Raw genomic sequence first — 18,061 nt, forward strand, 5'->3', positions numbered from 1 at the left:
CTGCTTTCGATGTGACTTTTGGCCTCGAGATGGGCTCTCGAGACCTTTTCGGCTGCTTTTGAGGTGATTTATGGCCTCGAGGAGTGCTCTCGAGACCCTTTTCGGCTGCTTTCGAGGTGATTTTTGGCCTCGAGGAGTGCTCTCGAGACCCTTTCGGCTGCTTTTGAGGTGATTTTTGGCCTCGAGATGGGCTCTCGAGACCCTTTCGGCTGCTTTCGATGTGATTTTTGGCCTCGAGATGGACTCTCGAAACCTTTTCGGTTGCTTTTGAGGTGATTTTTGGCCTCGAGATGGGCTCTCGAGACCCTTTCGGCTGCTTTCGAGGTGATTTTTGGCCTCGAGATGGGCTCTCGTGACCTTTTTGGCTGCTTTCGAGGTGATTTTTGGCCTCGAGATATACTCTCGAGACCTTTTAAACTGCTTTCAAGCACCGATTATTCACGACTATCGTTTTCTACTTTTTTCTGATCCATCAGCAGTGTCAATGGCTGGTCGGAACCCCTCATCAATTTATACACGTACGACGAGGTTACTTTGCAGCTGTCCTCAATTTTTTCCGCCAGATGGCTGCTCCGTTCATACAGGATTGCCCGGAATTCGCTGATCTGCCGGTTGACTTTTTCCAAAAGGGCTTCCTGATTTCCCAGCCGGTTAAGCATGTTGTCCTGTGTCTGATCCTGTTCGGATAACTGGGTGGACAGCTGTTCGTTCTGCTCAGCGAGTTTTTCCAGATGCTCTTTTATACCGCTGTTCCAGGATTCATAAGCTGCCAGACGCGCGGCAATCTCCTGGTTCGACTGGCTGAGTGCGTCGATACGGGCAGCGGTTTCCTGTTTGTGAGTATCGTCAGTTTCCAGCATGGCTGCCAGCTGTTTGTTATTTTCCTCGAGCGTCTGCAGCCATTCCAGTGCCTGGTTCTCAAACACAACTTGTTCTTCCTCCCGTTCTTTCAAAGCGTTCAACTGTCGCGTAATTTCCTGCCATTTGCCCGCAGCTGCACGGTTTTGCTGCTGATGGGTTTTTTTCAATTCCTGAAAGGCGTTAGATAGTTGCTTATTCACTTCCTTCTGTTCCTGGATCATTTCGGAGAATGTATCTTTGTGAAAATACCCCTGATTCGGCTCAGGGATTGCCGTATCATTTTTGTAAACCAATGGATGTTCATCTCGGTTCATATATAATCCCATGCTGATCACATCCCTTATCGCGTTTTGCTATCATCATATGCGATAAGAGCCACATCCGGGACAGACGGCCAGTTAATGTGGAACCAAGCACTATTGAATATAATTCTAGCTTGTTCTAATCAAGCATGGAAACTAAAACAAACTGACTTGGATACAACTCCCTTACTTCCTGCCACCTCATTCTGATTCCTCCTTTTCTTTACAGAACCTTTATTTGATAAGTCTTCAAATGTTCTTGCGAGGAAAGCGTTTTTTAAATTTAAACGATTTATTAATTCGGTAAGAAACTTTTCTTTGTGCCTGGTATCGTAATTGCCTTGTCCGTTCTCGCGTAACACCTATTTTTTCACCAATCTGTCTTAAATTTAAAGGTTCGCATTGATACCCGTATGAACAATCCAGAATGACTCGGTCTCTTTCCGAAAGTATTTCTCTCATAGCGTCATATACATTAATAAACCTTTTATAGTCTCTTGACTCTTTATCCGAAAGTAACTGAAAAAATGGCATTCTCTTAAAAAAAACAGGTTTATGGTTTGGGCTTATAGGTGAATTAGTCATATCCAGAAAAAAAATAGCATCTTCCTTTGTAAAATCGACTTCAATTCCCATTTATCCTCTTCCCCTCAGATATCGTATTTTAGTCATATATATCATAACCTAAATTTAATTTAAAATATATAAGGAAGCAGGCGATTGCCTACTTCCTAATCAAAGTTTATCCTTCCAAGCCTGACCAGTTGAGGCCCCGCCCGATCACAAAAACTTCCGGTAAATTCTTTCCCCGTTATACGAGAAAACAACCCGCTTATCTTCCACGAAGGTCTCCATATGGACGGTGCGCCCCCACAGCTGGTGAATATACGGCAGGACGTTTTCCAAATAATGCAGATCGAGTTCGGTTCCCTCATAGCCATGCATCAAATATAGTTCCCCATTACGCATGTAATCACCATTTTCGACGGTGATATACGGGAAGCCCCCATTCACGCGCTGGGTAATGAGCTGGCCGCGGACCTGTTCATATTCCTTATCGGTAATCGTGTAATCGGAACCTTGTTTCTCGAACAGGTACATGTCTTCCTGCTGAACAAGGTCTTTTGTTAAATAATTGCGGATGAATGATATGTCAGATTCAATTTCCCGCACTTCAAAAATTTTCTCCCGGCCCGACCCCGGTTCCACTCCTAGCCTCTGCATTTCCTCTGTCGGGTTGTTGTAGCGCGCTTCAATATCCTCAAACATTTTTACTCCAAGATAATACGGGTTAATCTGCTGTTTGGACGGCTGGACGACACTGGCGTTCAATGACGCGAATTCCACCGCTTCTTCAGGAGTGAGATCCATCTCCCGCAAAATCCGCTGATGCCAGAAGGATGCCCAGCCTTCGTTCATGATTTTCGTTTCGAGCTGCGGCCAGAAATAGCGCATTTCTTCCCGCATCATTGTCAAAATATCGCGCTGCCAGTCATCCAATTCGCGGCTGTATTCCTCAATAAAGAGCAGCACATCCTTTTCCGGCTTGGGTGGAAATGTCGCTGGTGCTGCGGGCAGCTGCTTGTTTGACTCGGCAGACTTATCCAAACTCCACAAATCATCGTAGGGCGTTTTACGCACCTGACTGGCGGCGGGGGTCCTTTCATCATCCTTCCCATCGCCCGGGCCACTCGGCTCCATAATAGACGGGTCAATATGTTCCTGAATCGATAGAACAGCATCCAGAAACTGCTCCACCTTTTCCCTTCCATGGATCAACTCGTAATTTTCAATCCGCTCCGCTGTTGCAGTCATACTCTCCACCATATCACGTCTTGTTACGGCAAACCGGACGTTATTTTTGAAAAAGTCACTGTGGGCAAGCACATGCGCGACGATGAGCTTATTTTGAATGAGGCTATTCGTATCAAGAAGAAATGCATAACACGGGTTGGAATTAATCACCAGTTCGTAAATCTGGCTTAATCCGAGGTCGTAATGGGTTTTCATTTTGTGAAACTGTTTGCCGAAACTCCAGTGGGAAAAGCGCGTCGGCATCCCGTAAGCTCCAAATGTGTAAATGATATCGGCCGGGCATATTTCGTATCGCATCGGGTAAAAGTCCAGGCCGAATCCCGAGGCAATTTCCGTAATTTCATCAATCGCACGGCTCAGCGCTCGTGTATCCGTCACCATCATCCCTCCAAATGTCCTTTTTACAGTGTATGATACGAAGGGGAAAATTTGACCAAACAATTTACTCGTTACCGAGGCTGTTCCAAAAAGTCTAGTAAAAATAGCACTTTGAATTTCGTAAAAAAATTCATAAATAATTTTCGATATTGTTGTTAAAATCAGAATTTCATTATATAATAAAGAATTATATACGTTTCAGTTACTTTTCGGAAAACGGACGGCAGGGTTAAGCTGATACAGATTTCAGTAATCTTACAAAAAGGAGTTCGATGCCATGGAGACGACAGAAGGTATTTTACAGACGGGAACACAGGCGGCACGGGATTATGTCACAGGTGTGTATAAAACGGTCAAACAGCGCAACCCGAACGAGGAAGAATTTCTTCAGGCGGTCAGAGAGATTATTGACTCGCTTGTACCTGTCTTTACTGCATATCCCGAGTACATGAATTACGGCATACTGGAGCGAATGACGGAACCGGAACGCTTTATTACATTCCGAGTCCCGTGGGTGGATGACAATGGTAAGGTCCAGGTCAATCGCGGCTTTCGCGTGCAGTTCAACAGTGCAATCGGTCCCTATAAGGGCGGGCTAAGATTTCATCCATCGGTTAATGCCAGTATCGTGAAGTTTCTTGGGTTTGAGCAAGTGTTCAAAAATGCGTTGACTGGGCAGCTGATTGGTGGTGGAAAAGGCGGTGCAGACTTTAATCCGAAAGGGAAGTCTGACGTAGAAATCATGCGCTTCTGCCAAAGTTTTATGACCGAGCTTTACAGGCATATCGGCCCTGATACAGATGTGCCAGCAGGTGATATCGGTGTTGGCTCCAGGGAGATAGGCTATTTATTCGGCCAATTCAAACGCATCCGCGGCGCTTTTGAACCTGGCGTTCTGACTGGGAAAGGGCTCAGGTATGGCGGTAGCCTGACCCGGAAAGAAGCCACAGGGTATGGTACGATTTACTTTGCACAAGAAATGCTTGCGGACAAGGGGCTTGCGTTTGAAGGGAGCACCCTGGTTGTGTCCGGTTCCGGAAATGTGTCCATCTATGCCATGGAAAAAGCAGTCGAACTTGGCGCAACTGTTGTGGCATGCAGTGATTCAGACGGCTTTATCTATGATGAAGAAGGCATCAATATTGATACCGTCAAACAACTAAAAGAAGCCGGCAATGAGCGGATTTACAGCTACGTGGAAAAGCACCCGCATGCCCAATTTGTTGATGACTGCAGCAGTATCTGGTCGATTCCTTGTGATATTGCCCTGCCATGTGCGACCCAGAATGAAATTGACGGAGAAACGGCTCAATTACTTGCTGAAAATGGTGTCAAAGCAGTTTGTGAAGGTGCCAACATGCCATCCAATTTGGAAGCAATTGATGTATTCCTCAACAGTGACATCCTCTTCGCACCAGCAAAAGCCGTCAATGCCGGTGGTGTAGCCGTGTCTGCACTGGAAATGGCTCAAAACAGTGGCAAACTATCCTGGACATCCGAGGAAGTGGACGCCAAACTGCACGAAATCATGAAATCCATTTATCAAAATTGCCGGCAAGCTGCAAAGGATTATGGCCATCCAGGCAATCTGGCTGCCGGGGCTAATATCGCAGGATTCATCCGGGTAGCTGACGCTATGATGGAACAAGGGATTATTTAAGCCATCTTTGGTCTGGCGGCGACTTAAGGCGCTCGCTGGCCGGGCATGCCCCCGGTATGTATGGGAGATTCATACCTGGCCCGCAAAAATAAAAACCTCCAAACTTCCGGTATGTCCTTCTCGTGTTCGGTTCCCCATATGGACGGAACAACTTGCGATAAGAAAATCCACCTATTATGTCATTTCAGCTAACAGCAAACGGCGCGGAGCACGAGACCGAGTTAAATATTGCCACAGCCCCTTCCTGTATGATTGCCTGCAACCAGCTCAGACTAAGAACAGGAGGGATGATCATGGGTTTCCAGTTCTTGACCATTGAAGAGTTCCATTCATTGTTACAGCAATGGAACGGGGAAACGATTAAAATTTCCAAACATGAACTCGATGACCTCGATGAAACGCAGATGACACTGGAGGAAATTTCCTACGACCGCAACACCAGAAGGATTGACGATTACGAACCGATGCACGCATTGCAGCTAAATGGTGAAGGAATAATGGAAACAGATGAAAATGAACCTCAGAAGCTTCCTTCATCATTATACGAAATTCCACTGGAGGACAATTCCTTATATGAATTCAACGGACACCAATTTTTAGTAAGCACATCCCGAGGCGTATATAAGATCGAACGGGAATAATCCCAACTTAGGACTTAGCATTTAAAGGGCTTCCTGCGTCTATTCATCACAATTAAGCGCATGACGGGAATCGCTATAGTTTTGCTTATAATCGCTGTAGTTTAGCCTTTTATCGCTGCAGATTGGCAGCGCAGGCTAGCTGCAGCTCCTCCTTTTCCTAGTCGCAGCCGCTGCCACTATATGAAAAAAAGCCCCCGCACATACGGAGGCTCAAACAGTAGCTTCTTGCTTTTGGAAAAATGACTTCAAAGCATGGTAGACATCCTGCTTGCCTTTCAAGATATAATGACGGAATTTCGGGTTTTCGAACTCTTTATAGGTGCGCATCAGGGTGGACTGGCGATTGTACATGTTCACCTCAGCATAACCGAACATATTCGACTGTGCCATGATATCATTCACAAGGCTGATGCATTTCGGATTGTCTGATGTGATGTTTTCGCCATCGGAAAAATGAAAAGGGTAAATGTTATATCTGGAAGGATTATATTCATCAGCAATGAGCTCAAGTGCTTTTTCATAAGCAGATGAGCAGATGGTTCCGCCGCTTTCCCCTTTTGCAAAAAATGCTTCTTCCGAGACGACTTTCGCTTCGGTATGATGGGCGATAAATGCGATTTCAACACTTTCATATTTCGAACGCAAAAATTTCATCATCCAGAAAAAGAAACTTCGGGCCAGATACTTTTCCATACTTCCCATGGAAGCACTCGTGTCCATCATGGCGAGAATGACAGCTTTTGACTCTGGCTTGGTCACATCATTCCATGTTTTAAAACGGAGATCATCGTTGTAGATAGGGGTGATCTGTGGTTTTCCTTTGATGGCATTGCGTTTCAGTGCTGTCAAAATGGTCCTTTTCTTGTCTACATTTCCCATCAGGCCTTTCTTGCGTATATCATTGAATTCTATTTTCTCTGATGTGACATCTGCTTCACCCTTCTGCTGCAAATTGGGAAGTTCCAACTCATTAAACAGCGCTTCTTCCAGTTCAGCCAAGGACACCTCGGCTTCATAATAATCACTGCCTGGCTGATCTCCCGCTTGTTTCCCATTACCTGAACCACTCTGCCCCTGTTTATCGCCATTTGGATCGCGCGCAATGACGTCACCTACTTCACTGTCACCATCTCCCTGGCCCACCTGTTTCGACTTGTCATGATTGTAGCGGATTTTGTATTCATCCAATGAACGGATAGGGATTTTAACAACATCGCGGCCATTGGACATAATAATATTCTCTTCGCTAATCAAGTCAGGCAAATTATTTTTGATTGCATCTTTTACTTTCTCCGTATGGCGCTGCTGATCTTGATACCCTTTGCGATGGAGGGACCAATCTTCCCGGGAAACGGTATAACTCCTATTGTCTTCGTGCACAACTTTCCCTCCTCATCCTTTTATTCAGTTTATGCACTCGCAAGCAAACAAGTTATCCAAACCAGTCTCGAATGGACGGTTGTAGAAAAAAATAACAAGAACCGATGAAGCATCAGTCTTGTTATTTTTTTACTTTACTCACCGATTCAGCAGGCTGCCGACATAACGCAGCAATTCATTGGCTGATACGGAGTTGTAGCCGTATTCATCAATCAGACGGGCAATGACTTCATTGATTTTTTTCAGCTGGGATTCATCTGGTGTCTGGGATGAGGTGGTAATTTTAACGACGTCTTTTAAATCGGCAAACAGTTTATTCTGGATTGCTTCGCGCAGGCGTTCATGGGAGCTGTAGTCAAATCGTTTCCCTTTGCGTGCGTAGGCAGAGATGCGGATCAAAATTTCCTCTCTGAATGCTTTTTTCGCATTTTCCGATATGCCAATTTGTTCCTCAATGGAACGCATCAATTTTTCATCCGGATTCATCTCTTCGCCTGTTAGCGGATCATGTAGCTTCGTCTTATTACAGTAGGCTTCGACGTTGTCCAGATAGTTATCTAACAATGTTTTAGCTGATTCTTCATAGGAATAGACGAATGCTTTCTGGACTTCCTTTTTGGCAATGTCGTCGTATTCCCGTCTTGCAACGGAAATATAGTTCAAATATCTTTCCTTATCTTCATCGGAAATCGATGGATGCTGTTCAAGGCCTTCCTTAAGAGAGCGCAGCACATCAAGTGCATTAATCGACGGAACTTCTTTGCGGATAATGGCAGAAGAAATCCGGTTAATGACGTAACGCGGATCAATGCCATTCATTCCTTCATCCGGGTATTCTTTCTTCAGTTCCTCAACATCAACCTGATTATACCCTTCCACATTGTCGCCGTCATACAAACGCATTTTCTTCACGAGGTCCACGCTTTGCTTTTTCGATTCTTCCAGCCTAGTCAAAATGGAAAATATCGCAGCCACCCGGAGCGCATGCGGGGCAATGTGGACATGCGCCATATCGCTTTCCCGGATCATCTTCCCATAAATTCGCTCTTCCTCACTTACTTTCAAGTTGTATGGAATCGGCATAACAATAATTCGTGACTGCAGTGCTTCGTTTTTCTGGTTGGCAATGAAGGAGCGGTATTCGGCCTCGTTTGTATGCGCCACAATTAGTTCGTCGGCGCTGATTAACGCAAATCTGCCAGCTTTAAAGTTACCTTCCTGTGTCAATGACAGCAAATGCCATAGAAACTTTTCATCACACTTCAGCATTTCCTGAAATTCCATCATTCCGCGGTTGGCTTTATTCAGCTCACCGTCAAAGCGGTATGCGCGCGGATCAGACTCAGATCCGTACTCTGCAATCGTGGAGAAATCAATACTGCCGGTCAAATCAGCGATATCCTGTGATTTCGGATCAGATGGACTGAACGTGCCGATGCCGACGCGCTTATCCTCGGAAAGAAAGATGCGCTCCACCATTACATCTTCAATGCGCCCGCCATATTCCTTCTCCAGTCGCATGGCATTCAGTGGTGACAGACTGCCTTCAATGCGAATCCCGTATTCATCATAAAAATCATCACGTAAATGCTGGGGAATGAGATGCAGTGGATCTTCGTGCATCGGGCAGCCTTTGATGGCATAAACAGCACCTTCATCCGTCCGTGAGTATTGCTCCAGCCCTCGCTTCAGCATGGTTACGATAGTCGACTTACCACCACTGACCGGACCCATCAGCAGCAAAATCCGCTTCCGGACATCAAGCCGCTTTGCTGCCGGATGAAAATACTCTTCCACAAGCCGTTCAATCGTATCTTCGAGGCCAAAAATTTCGTCCCCAAAAAAATCATACATTTTACGGCCGTCTCGTTCAGTCAAGCCTGAGCTCTTAATCATATTGTAAACACGTGAATGCGCTGTCTGGGCTACTTCTGGCCGCTCGTTCACGATTTCCAGATATTCCGCGAATGTGCCTTCCCATCTTAACTGTTCTTCTTCTTCACGGTGATGCTTCACCTTGTTAAGAATATCCATGTTATTCCTCCATCCAGGAACGGTTTCTACAGCCTATGCAAGCCCTTCCACGAAAATGCCCGTTCACCATGAAACCAGTTTGTCACGCAGAATTTTTTGCTCATAATTATGTGTTTTTTAAGGAAAGCTATGGTACGGAAGCCATATACGACATTTTTTCACCAATATACAAAGGATGGATAGCATGAAAGTAGCCGAATTGCTCGTGAAGTGCCTGGAACAGGAAGGTGTAGAGTATGTGTTTGGTGTTCCGGGTGAGGAAAATATTGACCTGATGGATGCGTTCTACGATTCACCGATTGAGTTTATCGTGACACGTCATGAAACAAGTGCTGCATTTATGGCCGGAACGTATGGCAGGCTGACCGGCAATCCTGGTGTCTGCCTGGCCACACTGGGCCCGGGTGCCACCAATCTGATGACAGGGGTCGCCAATTCCAATATGGACCATGCGCCGCTTGTTGCCATTACCGGACAGGCAGGACTGGATCGACAGCATAAAATATCCCATCAATACTATGATCTGATCAACATGTATGAGCCTGTCACCAAATGGAATGCCCAGATTAAATCTGCCTCCATTACCCCGGAAGTAGTACGGAAAGCGTTCCAAGTCGCCGGACAGGCAAAATGGGGAGCGACACATATCGACTTGCCTGAGGACGTCGCCAGTATGGAGGTGGACGGCGAACCGCTTACCGTGGCGAACAGACCACATACGGAAGCAAGGAAGGATATGATTCAACAGGCCGCAGAGATGATAAAGGAAGCGGAGAACCCGCTCATTCTTGCTGGTAATGGCATTGCCAGACAGGAGGCAATAGAGGAATTTCGGGCATTCATCGACAAAAGCCAGATTCCTGTTGTTCATTCGTTTATGGGCAAAGGCAGCTTGCCATGGTCGGACGATCTCAGCCTTCTGACAGCCGGTATAGGCGGCAAAGACTACATTACATGTGGCTTTGACATTTCTGACTTAATTATTGCTGTTGGGTTTGATATGGCTGAGTATCCGCCGAAAAATTGGAACCCTGACGGCAAAACACCGGTTATCCATGTCGACACCGAAGAGGCGGAGACAGATGAAAACTATCCGGTAGCGCTAAATATACTAGGAGACATTAAAGCGAATTTGAACCAATTGACGGACGCGGCCGAGACACAAAAGCAGGACAGCAGCTGGGCGGCTAATGTCCGGAAGCAGGCCATCGATGAATTCCAATCGTTCCAGGCGGATGAGAGCTTTCCGGTCAAACCGCAAAAAATCATTGCCGATTTACGCTCGGTTCTGGGTGAAAAAGATATTGCTATATCCGATGTTGGCGCCCACAAAATGTGGATGGCACGCATGTATCATTGCCATGAGCCAAATACATGCCTCATATCGAATGGACTTGCTTCGATGGGGGTAGCAGTCCCAAGCGCTATCGCTGCCAAGATGGCCAATCCAGAACAAAATGTCGTCGCTGTATGCGGGGATGGCTCATTCCAGATGACAGGTGCCGAACTGGAAACAGCAAAACGACTGAACCTGCCAATTATTGTACTCATGTGGCGGGATGAGGGCTATGGACTGATTGAATGGCACCAAATGAAAAAGTTCGGCCAGGCATCTTACATTAAGTTTGGTAACCCGGACTACCAGAAGCTGGCAGCATCATACGGCTTTGAAGCGATGCGCATTGAATCGGCGGAAGAACTGAAGCCAGCACTGGAGAAAGCCGTCAGCATGAATCAGCCAGTCTTTATCGATTGCCCAGTCGATTACAGTGAAAACATGAAACTGACCGAAAAACTCGGAGATATCATTTGTTAGTTTGCAGAAAGGATGATACACCATGATCGGTTCCATCATAAATGGCCAGGAGTATAACGACAGCCAGAATACTATGGACGTATTAAACCCGTACACCCGGGAAAAGGAAGCAGAAATCGCGCTTGCATCCAAAACAGAATTCGAACAGGCTGTCACCAATTCATTTGACACATTCCACAACACGATGAAGGACATGCCGGCACATGAGCGGTCGGATATTTTACGGAAAACTGCAGATTTATTGGAAGAAAGAATAGACGAGTTTGCCGAAACCATCACCAAGGAAGCGGGTAAACCAATCAGCTTCAGCCAAGGGGAGGTGCAACGGTCCATTCAGGTTCTGCGCTTTGCCTCAGAAGAAGCAAAGCATATCAGCGGGGAAGTGGTACCAATGGATGCAGCGCTTGATGGGGATGGGCGCCTCGGACTTGTCAAGCATATTCCGCTCGGCGTTGTTGCAGCGATTACTCCATTCAATTTTCCGCTGAATTTATCATTACACAAAATTGCTCCAGCGATTGCTGCCGGCAACACCGTCATTTTCAAACCAGCGGAAAAAACACCAATATCCGCTTACAAACTTGTTAAATTATTCCAGGAGGCTGGCATCCCGGATGGTGTAGTGAACCTCTTAATGGGGGCCGGTGACATCGGCGAGGCACTAGTCAACAGTGATCAAGTGCACAAAATTTCATTTACCGGTAGTCTGCCTGTTGGCCGTTCAATCAGAGAATCTGCTGGATTCAAGAAAGTAACACTGGAACTCGGGTCGAACTCACCGAATATTATTTTCGATGACGCCAACATCGGCGAAGCAACTGACCTGTTAGTAAAAGGCTCGTTTGCTTTTTCAGGGCAAGTGTGCATCTCCGCACAGCGCATTTACGTGCAGAAGTCCGTATACGACCAGTTTTTGCGACAGTTTATTGAAAAAACCAAAGCATTAAGAGTTGGGGATCCCGTAGAAACAGATACCGATATCGGGCCAATGATTGACGAAAAAGAGGCTGAACGTGCCAAGCAATGGATTGACGATGCTGTTGATAACGGAGCCAAACTTGAAGTTGGTGGAAACCGGGAAGGAACCGTACTGCGACCAGCCATCATGACCAACGTCAAAAGCAACATGAAAATCATTGCCGAAGAAGTATTTGCACCAATTGTATCCGTCATTCCGTTCGACAGTGAAGAAGACGCCGTCACCTATTCCAACGATTCCATTTATGGACTGCAGGCAGGCGTTTTCACAAAGAATTTGGACCGGGCATTAAGGGTCGCTGACCAGCTCGAAATGGGCGGTGTCTGGATCAACGAGATCTCCACCTATCGTCAGGACAACCACCCATACGGCGGGGTTAAACAAAGCGGCATCGGAAAAGAAGGGGTCAAATATGCCGTTGAGGGCATGACTGAAGCGAAATTTATCGGATTCAAACTGAAGGATAAGGATTTGGAGAACAAAGCTTGAGGGTAGTATGCCCTCAAGCTTTTTTATTGTATCAGCGATTTTAAAACTCGGTTTGACTCGATTGGATCGCTACCTGATTAAAGGTTTTCGAAAAACAAGCGGATCACGTCGGCGCCGCCAATAAATGTGCCGAGAGAGCTTCCGATATTTGCCAGGACCACGATAAGGAGGATACGGGTTACTTTGTTGTTCCAAAATCCCTTCACATGATGAACGTCCTCCGTTAATTGTTCAAAGTCGCCTACATTTGGCTTGCGGACCAGTGCTTGGACAATACCGGCAAACCAGCCCGCGGCGATCAGTGGGTTCAACGACGACAACGGTGCTGCGAGAAAAGCCGTTAGAATGGTAAGTGGATGTCCTAATGCAACGGCTGTTCCAATGGCGGACAAGCTTCCGTTCCATAAAATCCAGCTTATGGTCTGCTGCCAGCCTGCTGATGGGTTTGTCCAGAATGTATAAGCAATAACGGACAAGATCAGAATCGGAATGGTCCAGGCAATGATTTTCGGAACTTTCGACTTGGGCGGGCGTTCCTGCAGCCGCTCCAAATCATGCTCATTATGTAGCTCCTTTTTGATTCCAGGGACGTGTGCCGCCCCGAGCACAGCAACAACCTTATCGCCCGATGCTTCTTTGATCTTTTGGGCGAGGTATTGGTCCCGTTCGTCAATTAGCGGTTTCTTTAGCCTTGGAAAATGCTCGGTAAACTCATCCAGCATGCTGTCCAGCATATCCTTCGACTTTAATTTCTCCAGTTCTTCTTCTGTAATCGTCTCTTGGCTGAAGATACCCCCAATGACTTGCATCAAGAGCATCATTTTCCCTTTCAGCCCGATTGTTCCCCATATGCGGGAAAAAGTAATCTGGATATCCCTGTCGGCAAGAACTAGTTCTGCACCGGTTTCGTTTGCCGATTCAATGCCCTGGATCATCTCCTGGCCGGCATTAATGCCAAATTGCTTGGCCATTCGTTTCTGAAAGGAAGAAATGGCCAAATTCATTAACAACAATGTTGCCTTCTTTTCTTTAATTACTTGAAAAATGTCCATTTCTTTCCACTTATTACCTTCTGTAACGGACTTGTAGCGCTGCTTGTCCAGTTCAATACAGACAGCATCTGGCTGTTCGCTTGCAATCACTTCTTTGACCTGCTCGGCGCTATGTTTGGAAACATGTGCTGTGCCTATCAAAATATATTCTTTTCCATCCTGATGAATCCGTGTAATGTTTTCTTCGTCCATAACGACTCTCCTATTATATCGGCAGCTTCCTGTTAAAAAACAGTTAGATCTCCTGCCATGTGCATGTGATCCGAGTTCCTAAAATTTCATTATACATTAGAAAACGTTGCTTGTCGTCAAGTCTTCGTTGCACATATGCAGCAGGTAAGTATTTAATTGGCAAATAAAAAGCCTGGTGCACGACCAGACTTCCTTCTCAAGCCATCCATTCCGGCGGTGTATTTTTATCCCAATACACTTCTCCAATATCGTGATGCTTCTGAAAGCCATCACTGCTTACATGATAATGAAAGTTGAACCAGTACCCTTCCTGCGGGCGCCGGTCCCGCCTCACATGGAACTTGGCGACAAGCTGGCCTGTGCGTTCATCACGGAGATTAAAAATCCGCTCGCCGGTTCCCTCAGCAGGTTCTCCCGCAATGCTAACATTCGGAGCTTCTGCAGATTCAACGTTTGCCAGAATAAGCTCGATTGACTCTTCCATTTTTGGGAAAATCACGGTCTGGAATTCACCTTCCATCTTAGGCACAATCCGTGGCCCCATTTTGAAAAGCACTTGTTCTTTCGCCCGTTCCGTAAGAAAAGCGGCAGTATTATCAGTTGTTGATACGTCTGGCTCTGTCTCCAGGGCGGGCTTGGTGACCGGAGCCGACTCCTCCTCATCCAAGACATCGGTTTTTTCCGGCAGGTCAGGGCCAGCAGTCTCTTTACTCTGCTCGGCCTCCACATCAATATCGAAATCCGGGATATATAATCCCAGTGTGATAACGGCAATAAGTGCTACTGCTATTTTTCGCATCCAAAGCTTCATTGTGTATGTCCCCTTTACGAATCAATAAAGCAAACTGTAACAAAAATTTTACCATTTATCAGACAAATACGCTACACTATTTTGGACATGTAACGGAAATGAAATACGATTTACACACTTATTCTACATGCCGTCAGCCTTAAGCAGAACCTCTTTCAGAGAGTCCTACTATTTGCCTGAATACATACATATGTATGAATGACGACTTTTGGAGGAGATGATTTCATTTGGCGGATTTTTTGCAGAGCGCCAGTTTTGAACATTCATTCTGGCTCCAGATATTAGGCGACCATGCCGGACTCATCCGGGACTCTCTTTTTCCGGACGAAGCAGATGCATTACATCATGCCAGAAAATGTGCGGATACATTTAACCAGCTGTCAGAACAAGCACCATTGATAACCCCAAGCAATGCTATCACCTTTACGAAAGCCGCAGCTGATCAGTTGAAGGAGTTCAAGCTGACGCTTATCAGACGACAGCTGGAGGGCAATATAGACACTCATTTGACACCTTCATTTCTGAACCATATGGTTAATGAACTGGAAGAATACGAGCTTCTTATCGGTTATCTGAAACAAGGGGAAGCACCGCCTGTTTTTCATGAGCTCCACCATCATATGCGCTGGCTGCTGGATGCTTCCGGACATGCAAGTACCATCCATCATCAAATGGATCAGGTGGATAAACAGCTGAAGAAAAAAAGCGAACGATTCCCCAGACAGTTTGAGCAATTTTACCTGAAAGCCATTGATCTAACTGGACTCCTTCGTACCAATATCCAAGCCTTCCCTGCACTGGAGCGGTTTAATCATGATGTGGCAGCGGAAATGGGACTATTCCAGTCATTTCTATGTGAATTGGAGGAAATGGGACTGCTAGAAACGGCCTTGAGCAACTTTTCGGCATCGATGGTTGACCACACGGCACGAGAAACATGCTACTACCTTATGAAACTGGCCGAATCCGCAAATACAGCAGTCCCCAATTGTCATTCGTTAAGGTAATGGAGGAAGGAATAATTAAAATGCGAATACCTTCCTAAGATATATTTTTCCATAATTTAAAATGAACGCTCTTTGGCTATGTTCATGTTGTCGTTCACCTCTTCCTTGAGCCTAGTACAAGTAGCTGGAGTCCTCTTTTTTACCGAAAGTCATGCTCGGCCAACGTCGTTGCAATGGAGTCCTCCAATGCTGTATCCGAATGGCCGAGGTAATTATTGAACATAATGGAAAATGCCAGCTTTTTCCCATCCTTTGATGTGACATAGCCGGAAAGTGTTGAGACACCGGTCAGGGACCCCGTCTTGGCGGTAACATTCCCCTCTGCAGGCGATGATGTCATGCGGTATCTCAGTGTTCCGCCAACGAACCGCTCCGATGCACCAGCTACAGGCAGTGATTTCTCGAATGCCGGGAACCAGCTTTTATCCTGGACGGCCACAAGAAATTTGGTAAGTTCATTGGAAGGGATCATGTTTTTATGCGACATGCCCGAACCGTCACGCAGCAAAATTGTATCATTATCAACGTCAAGATCTGTTACGACATCTTCTATTACGTCAAGCCCTTTATCCCAGCTGCCTTCCCCATGTACTACTTTGCCCATTTCTTTGGCAAGAATTTCACCGTGACCGTTGTTACTTAATTTCATGAATGGAATAAACAGTTCTTCCAGTGGCATGGATTCTCTAGACGCAAGAACCTTTGCATCTTTAGGTGTCGTACCGGTTTTCACATCCATTTTTCCAGCGAATTTTACCCCGTTTTCCTTAAGGGATTTCTTGAAAACATCCAGTGCATACCCAGTCGGCTCCCACACAGAAACCCAGGATCTGGATCTTGTACCGTCGACAGGAATTGTACCTTCCACAAGTATTTCATTTGACCCGTGCTGGCGCTGGATAGAGATATCCTTTCCCTCACCTGCTGCAACGGTTTCGGTTTTGTTGACGATTGAAACGTAATCATTCGCAGGGGTAACGCTAACAGCTGCTTCCTCACCGTTTTTTTCAGCAGGATAAACTTCAACAATGACGGTGCCGGCATCATAATCTTTATTCGGTGACAGGGTTAAGGCAGAAACTTGTGCACCCGTGTAGTAAGGTTCATCCGACCAGTTTAAATCCTCTGACAGGCGAACATCATCATACCAACTGTCATCACCAATCAAGTCGCCTTTAATAATCTTGATACCTTGTTCTTTAAGTTCCTCCGCAAACCGATCAAGGTCCTCTTTCATTAAGGTTGGATCACCTTTCCCCTTTAAATACAAATCCCCTTGAAGAACCTTCCCTTTAATATTACCGTCTGTCAGCAATTTTGTGGAAAATTGATAATCAGTCCCCAATGTTTCCAGAGCCGCTGCGCCTGTCAGCAATTTCATGTTTGACGCGGGGTGGAGCCGCAGATCACCAGCGTGCGAATAAATCAGCTTACCGTTATCAGCTTCCCGAATGCTTACACTCGTGCTTGTCCCTTCCAGGCTATCGTGACTAAGAATCTCATCAAGTTTTTCTGCTAATGTTTCGTTCTCATTTACTGCTTGTGCCGTTTCTTCGGATGCTGAAACAAAGGATTTTTCCTGATTAGCAAATGGCATGAATACAACCATAGCCAGAAGGGAAAAAAGAAACAGTTTCTTCACATAATCCTTCGCAATTATTTTTAAATTCACATCCCTTTTATTTGAATATTTTAATTATACTAAAATATTCAATCCGTTTGTTGTTTTTTTGATAAAATCATCCTTTCCGCCCACCTATTTAATAGAAAATAGTCCAATAGAGCTAAATGAAATACATAATTTGCCGGTTTAAATAGAATTTCTTTCGTCAGCCCTCGTCAGCCCCATTTTTCCGATATCATGCGGCAGCGCAGCAGTCCGGATATCGTCATCATAGCAGTCTATTACTTTTGCAAACATGGTGGTCAATTACACAGCCCAAAGTGAATGGTGTTTACAAACTTGTCAAATTCATCCCACATCTTTTACTTATATATGGTAAAATGTCTTTTAACTACGATGAGGGTGTGATACTGTGTTTCTATTCCAAATTGATGATGAACTTGCGTTGAAGCATCTGGAATTGCAGGATGCGGATAAATTGTTCCAGCTGACAGACCAGTCAAGGGACCACCTGCGCCCATGGCTGTCATGGGTCGACCATACAAAAACGGTGGAGGATTCGAAAGCTTTCATTCAGTCCGGTCTGAAGGCATTTGCCAATCGCAGCGGTCTGACAACAGGCATCTTGTATAACGGTGAACTGGCTGGGGTCATTGGGTTTAACAGCCTGGACTGGAAGAATAGTATTGGCCATATCGGCTATTGGCTTGGAGCGGCCTATCAGGGGAATGGAATCATGACTCGTGCGGTCAGTGGATTAATTGATTATGGCATTTATCCCCTTGCATTAAATCGTATTGAAATCCGTGCTGCCGTTGACAACTGGAAAAGTCGTGCCATTCCGGAACGGCTCGGTTTTGTACAGGAGGGGCAGATTCGCCAGGCAGAACTATTGTACGATTATCACGCGGATCATGCTATATATGGCTTGCTAGCGGCCGAATGGAAGCAGCACCGGCACAACTACTTACCGAACAGCCAGCTGGCTTTTAACAAAACATAATGTTGGGGAGTTATCAT

The 18,061-nt window shown here is 45.8% G+C and carries 14 protein-coding genes; 6 read left to right on the forward strand and 8 right to left on the reverse strand.

From position 1 onward, the window contains the following. Window positions 1-434: 434 nt before the first annotated feature. The 3 genes from ACFSUO_RS10060 to ACFSUO_RS10070 form a co-directional block, all read right to left on the reverse strand. On the reverse strand, window positions 435-1,187 hold the full coding sequence (locus ACFSUO_RS10060; RefSeq protein WP_382393657.1) for a hypothetical protein: 753 nt from the start codon (window positions 1,185-1,187) through the stop codon (window positions 435-437). A gap of 225 nt (window positions 1,188-1,412) precedes the next feature. Then, window positions 1,413-1,799: a sigma factor-like helix-turn-helix DNA-binding protein gene (locus tag ACFSUO_RS10065; RefSeq protein ID WP_382393659.1), complete on the reverse strand. Its 387-nt coding sequence runs from the start codon at window positions 1,797-1,799 to the stop codon at window positions 1,413-1,415. 144 nt (window positions 1,800-1,943) lie between these two features. Next, window positions 1,944-3,362, reverse strand: coding sequence for a SpoVR family protein (locus ACFSUO_RS10070; protein ID WP_382393661.1), 1,419 nt, complete (start codon window positions 3,360-3,362; stop codon window positions 1,944-1,946). A gap of 271 nt (window positions 3,363-3,633) precedes the next feature. Here ACFSUO_RS10070 and gdhA point away from each other — a divergent pair, with 271 nt between their 5' ends. Both gdhA and ACFSUO_RS10080 read left to right on the forward strand, forming a co-directional pair. Beyond that, entirely contained in the window at window positions 3,634-5,016 is a 1,383-nt protein-coding gene (gdhA, locus tag ACFSUO_RS10075; protein WP_382393663.1) for an NADP-specific glutamate dehydrogenase, read from the forward strand. Window positions 5,017-5,309: 293 nt separating this feature from the next. Next, entirely contained in the window at window positions 5,310-5,657 is a 348-nt protein-coding gene (locus ACFSUO_RS10080) for a hypothetical protein (protein WP_382393665.1), read from the forward strand. 210 nt (window positions 5,658-5,867) lie between these two features. Here the strand turns inward: ACFSUO_RS10080 and yhbH are convergent, their stop codons facing one another. Beyond that, window positions 5,868-7,037, reverse strand: a complete 1,170-nt coding sequence (gene yhbH, locus ACFSUO_RS10085) for a sporulation protein YhbH (protein WP_382393667.1) — start codon at window positions 7,035-7,037, stop codon at window positions 5,868-5,870. A gap of 138 nt (window positions 7,038-7,175) precedes the next feature. After that, window positions 7,176-9,071: a PrkA family serine protein kinase gene (locus tag ACFSUO_RS10090; RefSeq protein WP_382393669.1), complete on the reverse strand. Its 1,896-nt coding sequence runs from the start codon at window positions 9,069-9,071 to the stop codon at window positions 7,176-7,178. 184 nt (window positions 9,072-9,255) lie between these two features. On the opposite strand from ACFSUO_RS10090, the gene ACFSUO_RS10095 reads away from it, so the two are divergent. After that, complete coding sequence (locus ACFSUO_RS10095; protein ID WP_382393671.1) at window positions 9,256-10,887, forward strand: acetolactate synthase large subunit; 1,632 nt, start codon at window positions 9,256-9,258, stop codon at window positions 10,885-10,887. Window positions 10,888-10,909: 22 nt separating this feature from the next. Continuing rightward, window positions 10,910-12,355: an aldehyde dehydrogenase family protein gene (locus ACFSUO_RS10100; protein WP_382393673.1), complete on the forward strand. Its 1,446-nt coding sequence runs from the start codon at window positions 10,910-10,912 to the stop codon at window positions 12,353-12,355. 77 nt (window positions 12,356-12,432) lie between these two features. Here the strand turns inward: ACFSUO_RS10100 and ACFSUO_RS10105 are convergent, their stop codons facing one another. Then, window positions 12,433-13,599 carry a TraB/GumN family protein gene (locus tag ACFSUO_RS10105; protein WP_382393675.1) on the reverse strand — a complete coding sequence of 389 codons (1,167 nt, stop codon included), beginning with the start codon at window positions 13,597-13,599 and terminating at the stop codon, window positions 12,433-12,435. A gap of 196 nt (window positions 13,600-13,795) precedes the next feature. Further along, window positions 13,796-14,410, reverse strand: a complete 615-nt coding sequence (locus ACFSUO_RS10110) for a YpjP family protein (RefSeq protein WP_382393677.1) — start codon at window positions 14,408-14,410, stop codon at window positions 13,796-13,798. 227 nt (window positions 14,411-14,637) lie between these two features. Here ACFSUO_RS10110 and ACFSUO_RS10115 point away from each other — a divergent pair, with 227 nt between their 5' ends. Further along, window positions 14,638-15,417 carry a DUF2935 domain-containing protein gene (locus ACFSUO_RS10115; RefSeq protein ID WP_382393679.1) on the forward strand — a complete coding sequence of 260 codons (780 nt, stop codon included), beginning with the start codon at window positions 14,638-14,640 and terminating at the stop codon, window positions 15,415-15,417. Window positions 15,418-15,556: 139 nt separating this feature from the next. Here the strand turns inward: ACFSUO_RS10115 and dacB are convergent, their stop codons facing one another. Further along, window positions 15,557-17,026 carry a D-alanyl-D-alanine carboxypeptidase/D-alanyl-D-alanine endopeptidase gene (gene dacB / locus ACFSUO_RS10120; RefSeq protein ID WP_382393909.1) on the reverse strand — a complete coding sequence of 490 codons (1,470 nt, stop codon included), beginning with the start codon at window positions 17,024-17,026 and terminating at the stop codon, window positions 15,557-15,559. A gap of 427 nt (window positions 17,027-17,453) precedes the next feature. Between dacB and ACFSUO_RS10125 the strand changes: the two genes are divergently transcribed. Then, window positions 17,454-18,044, forward strand: coding sequence for a GNAT family N-acetyltransferase (locus ACFSUO_RS10125; RefSeq protein ID WP_382393681.1), 591 nt, complete (start codon window positions 17,454-17,456; stop codon window positions 18,042-18,044). The last annotated feature ends 17 nt before the right edge of the window (window positions 18,045-18,061 follow it).

This window comes from Lentibacillus juripiscarius (assembly GCF_042685205.1).
GTDB classification, from domain to species: domain Bacteria; phylum Bacillota; class Bacilli; order Bacillales; family Amphibacillaceae; genus Lentibacillus; species Lentibacillus juripiscarius.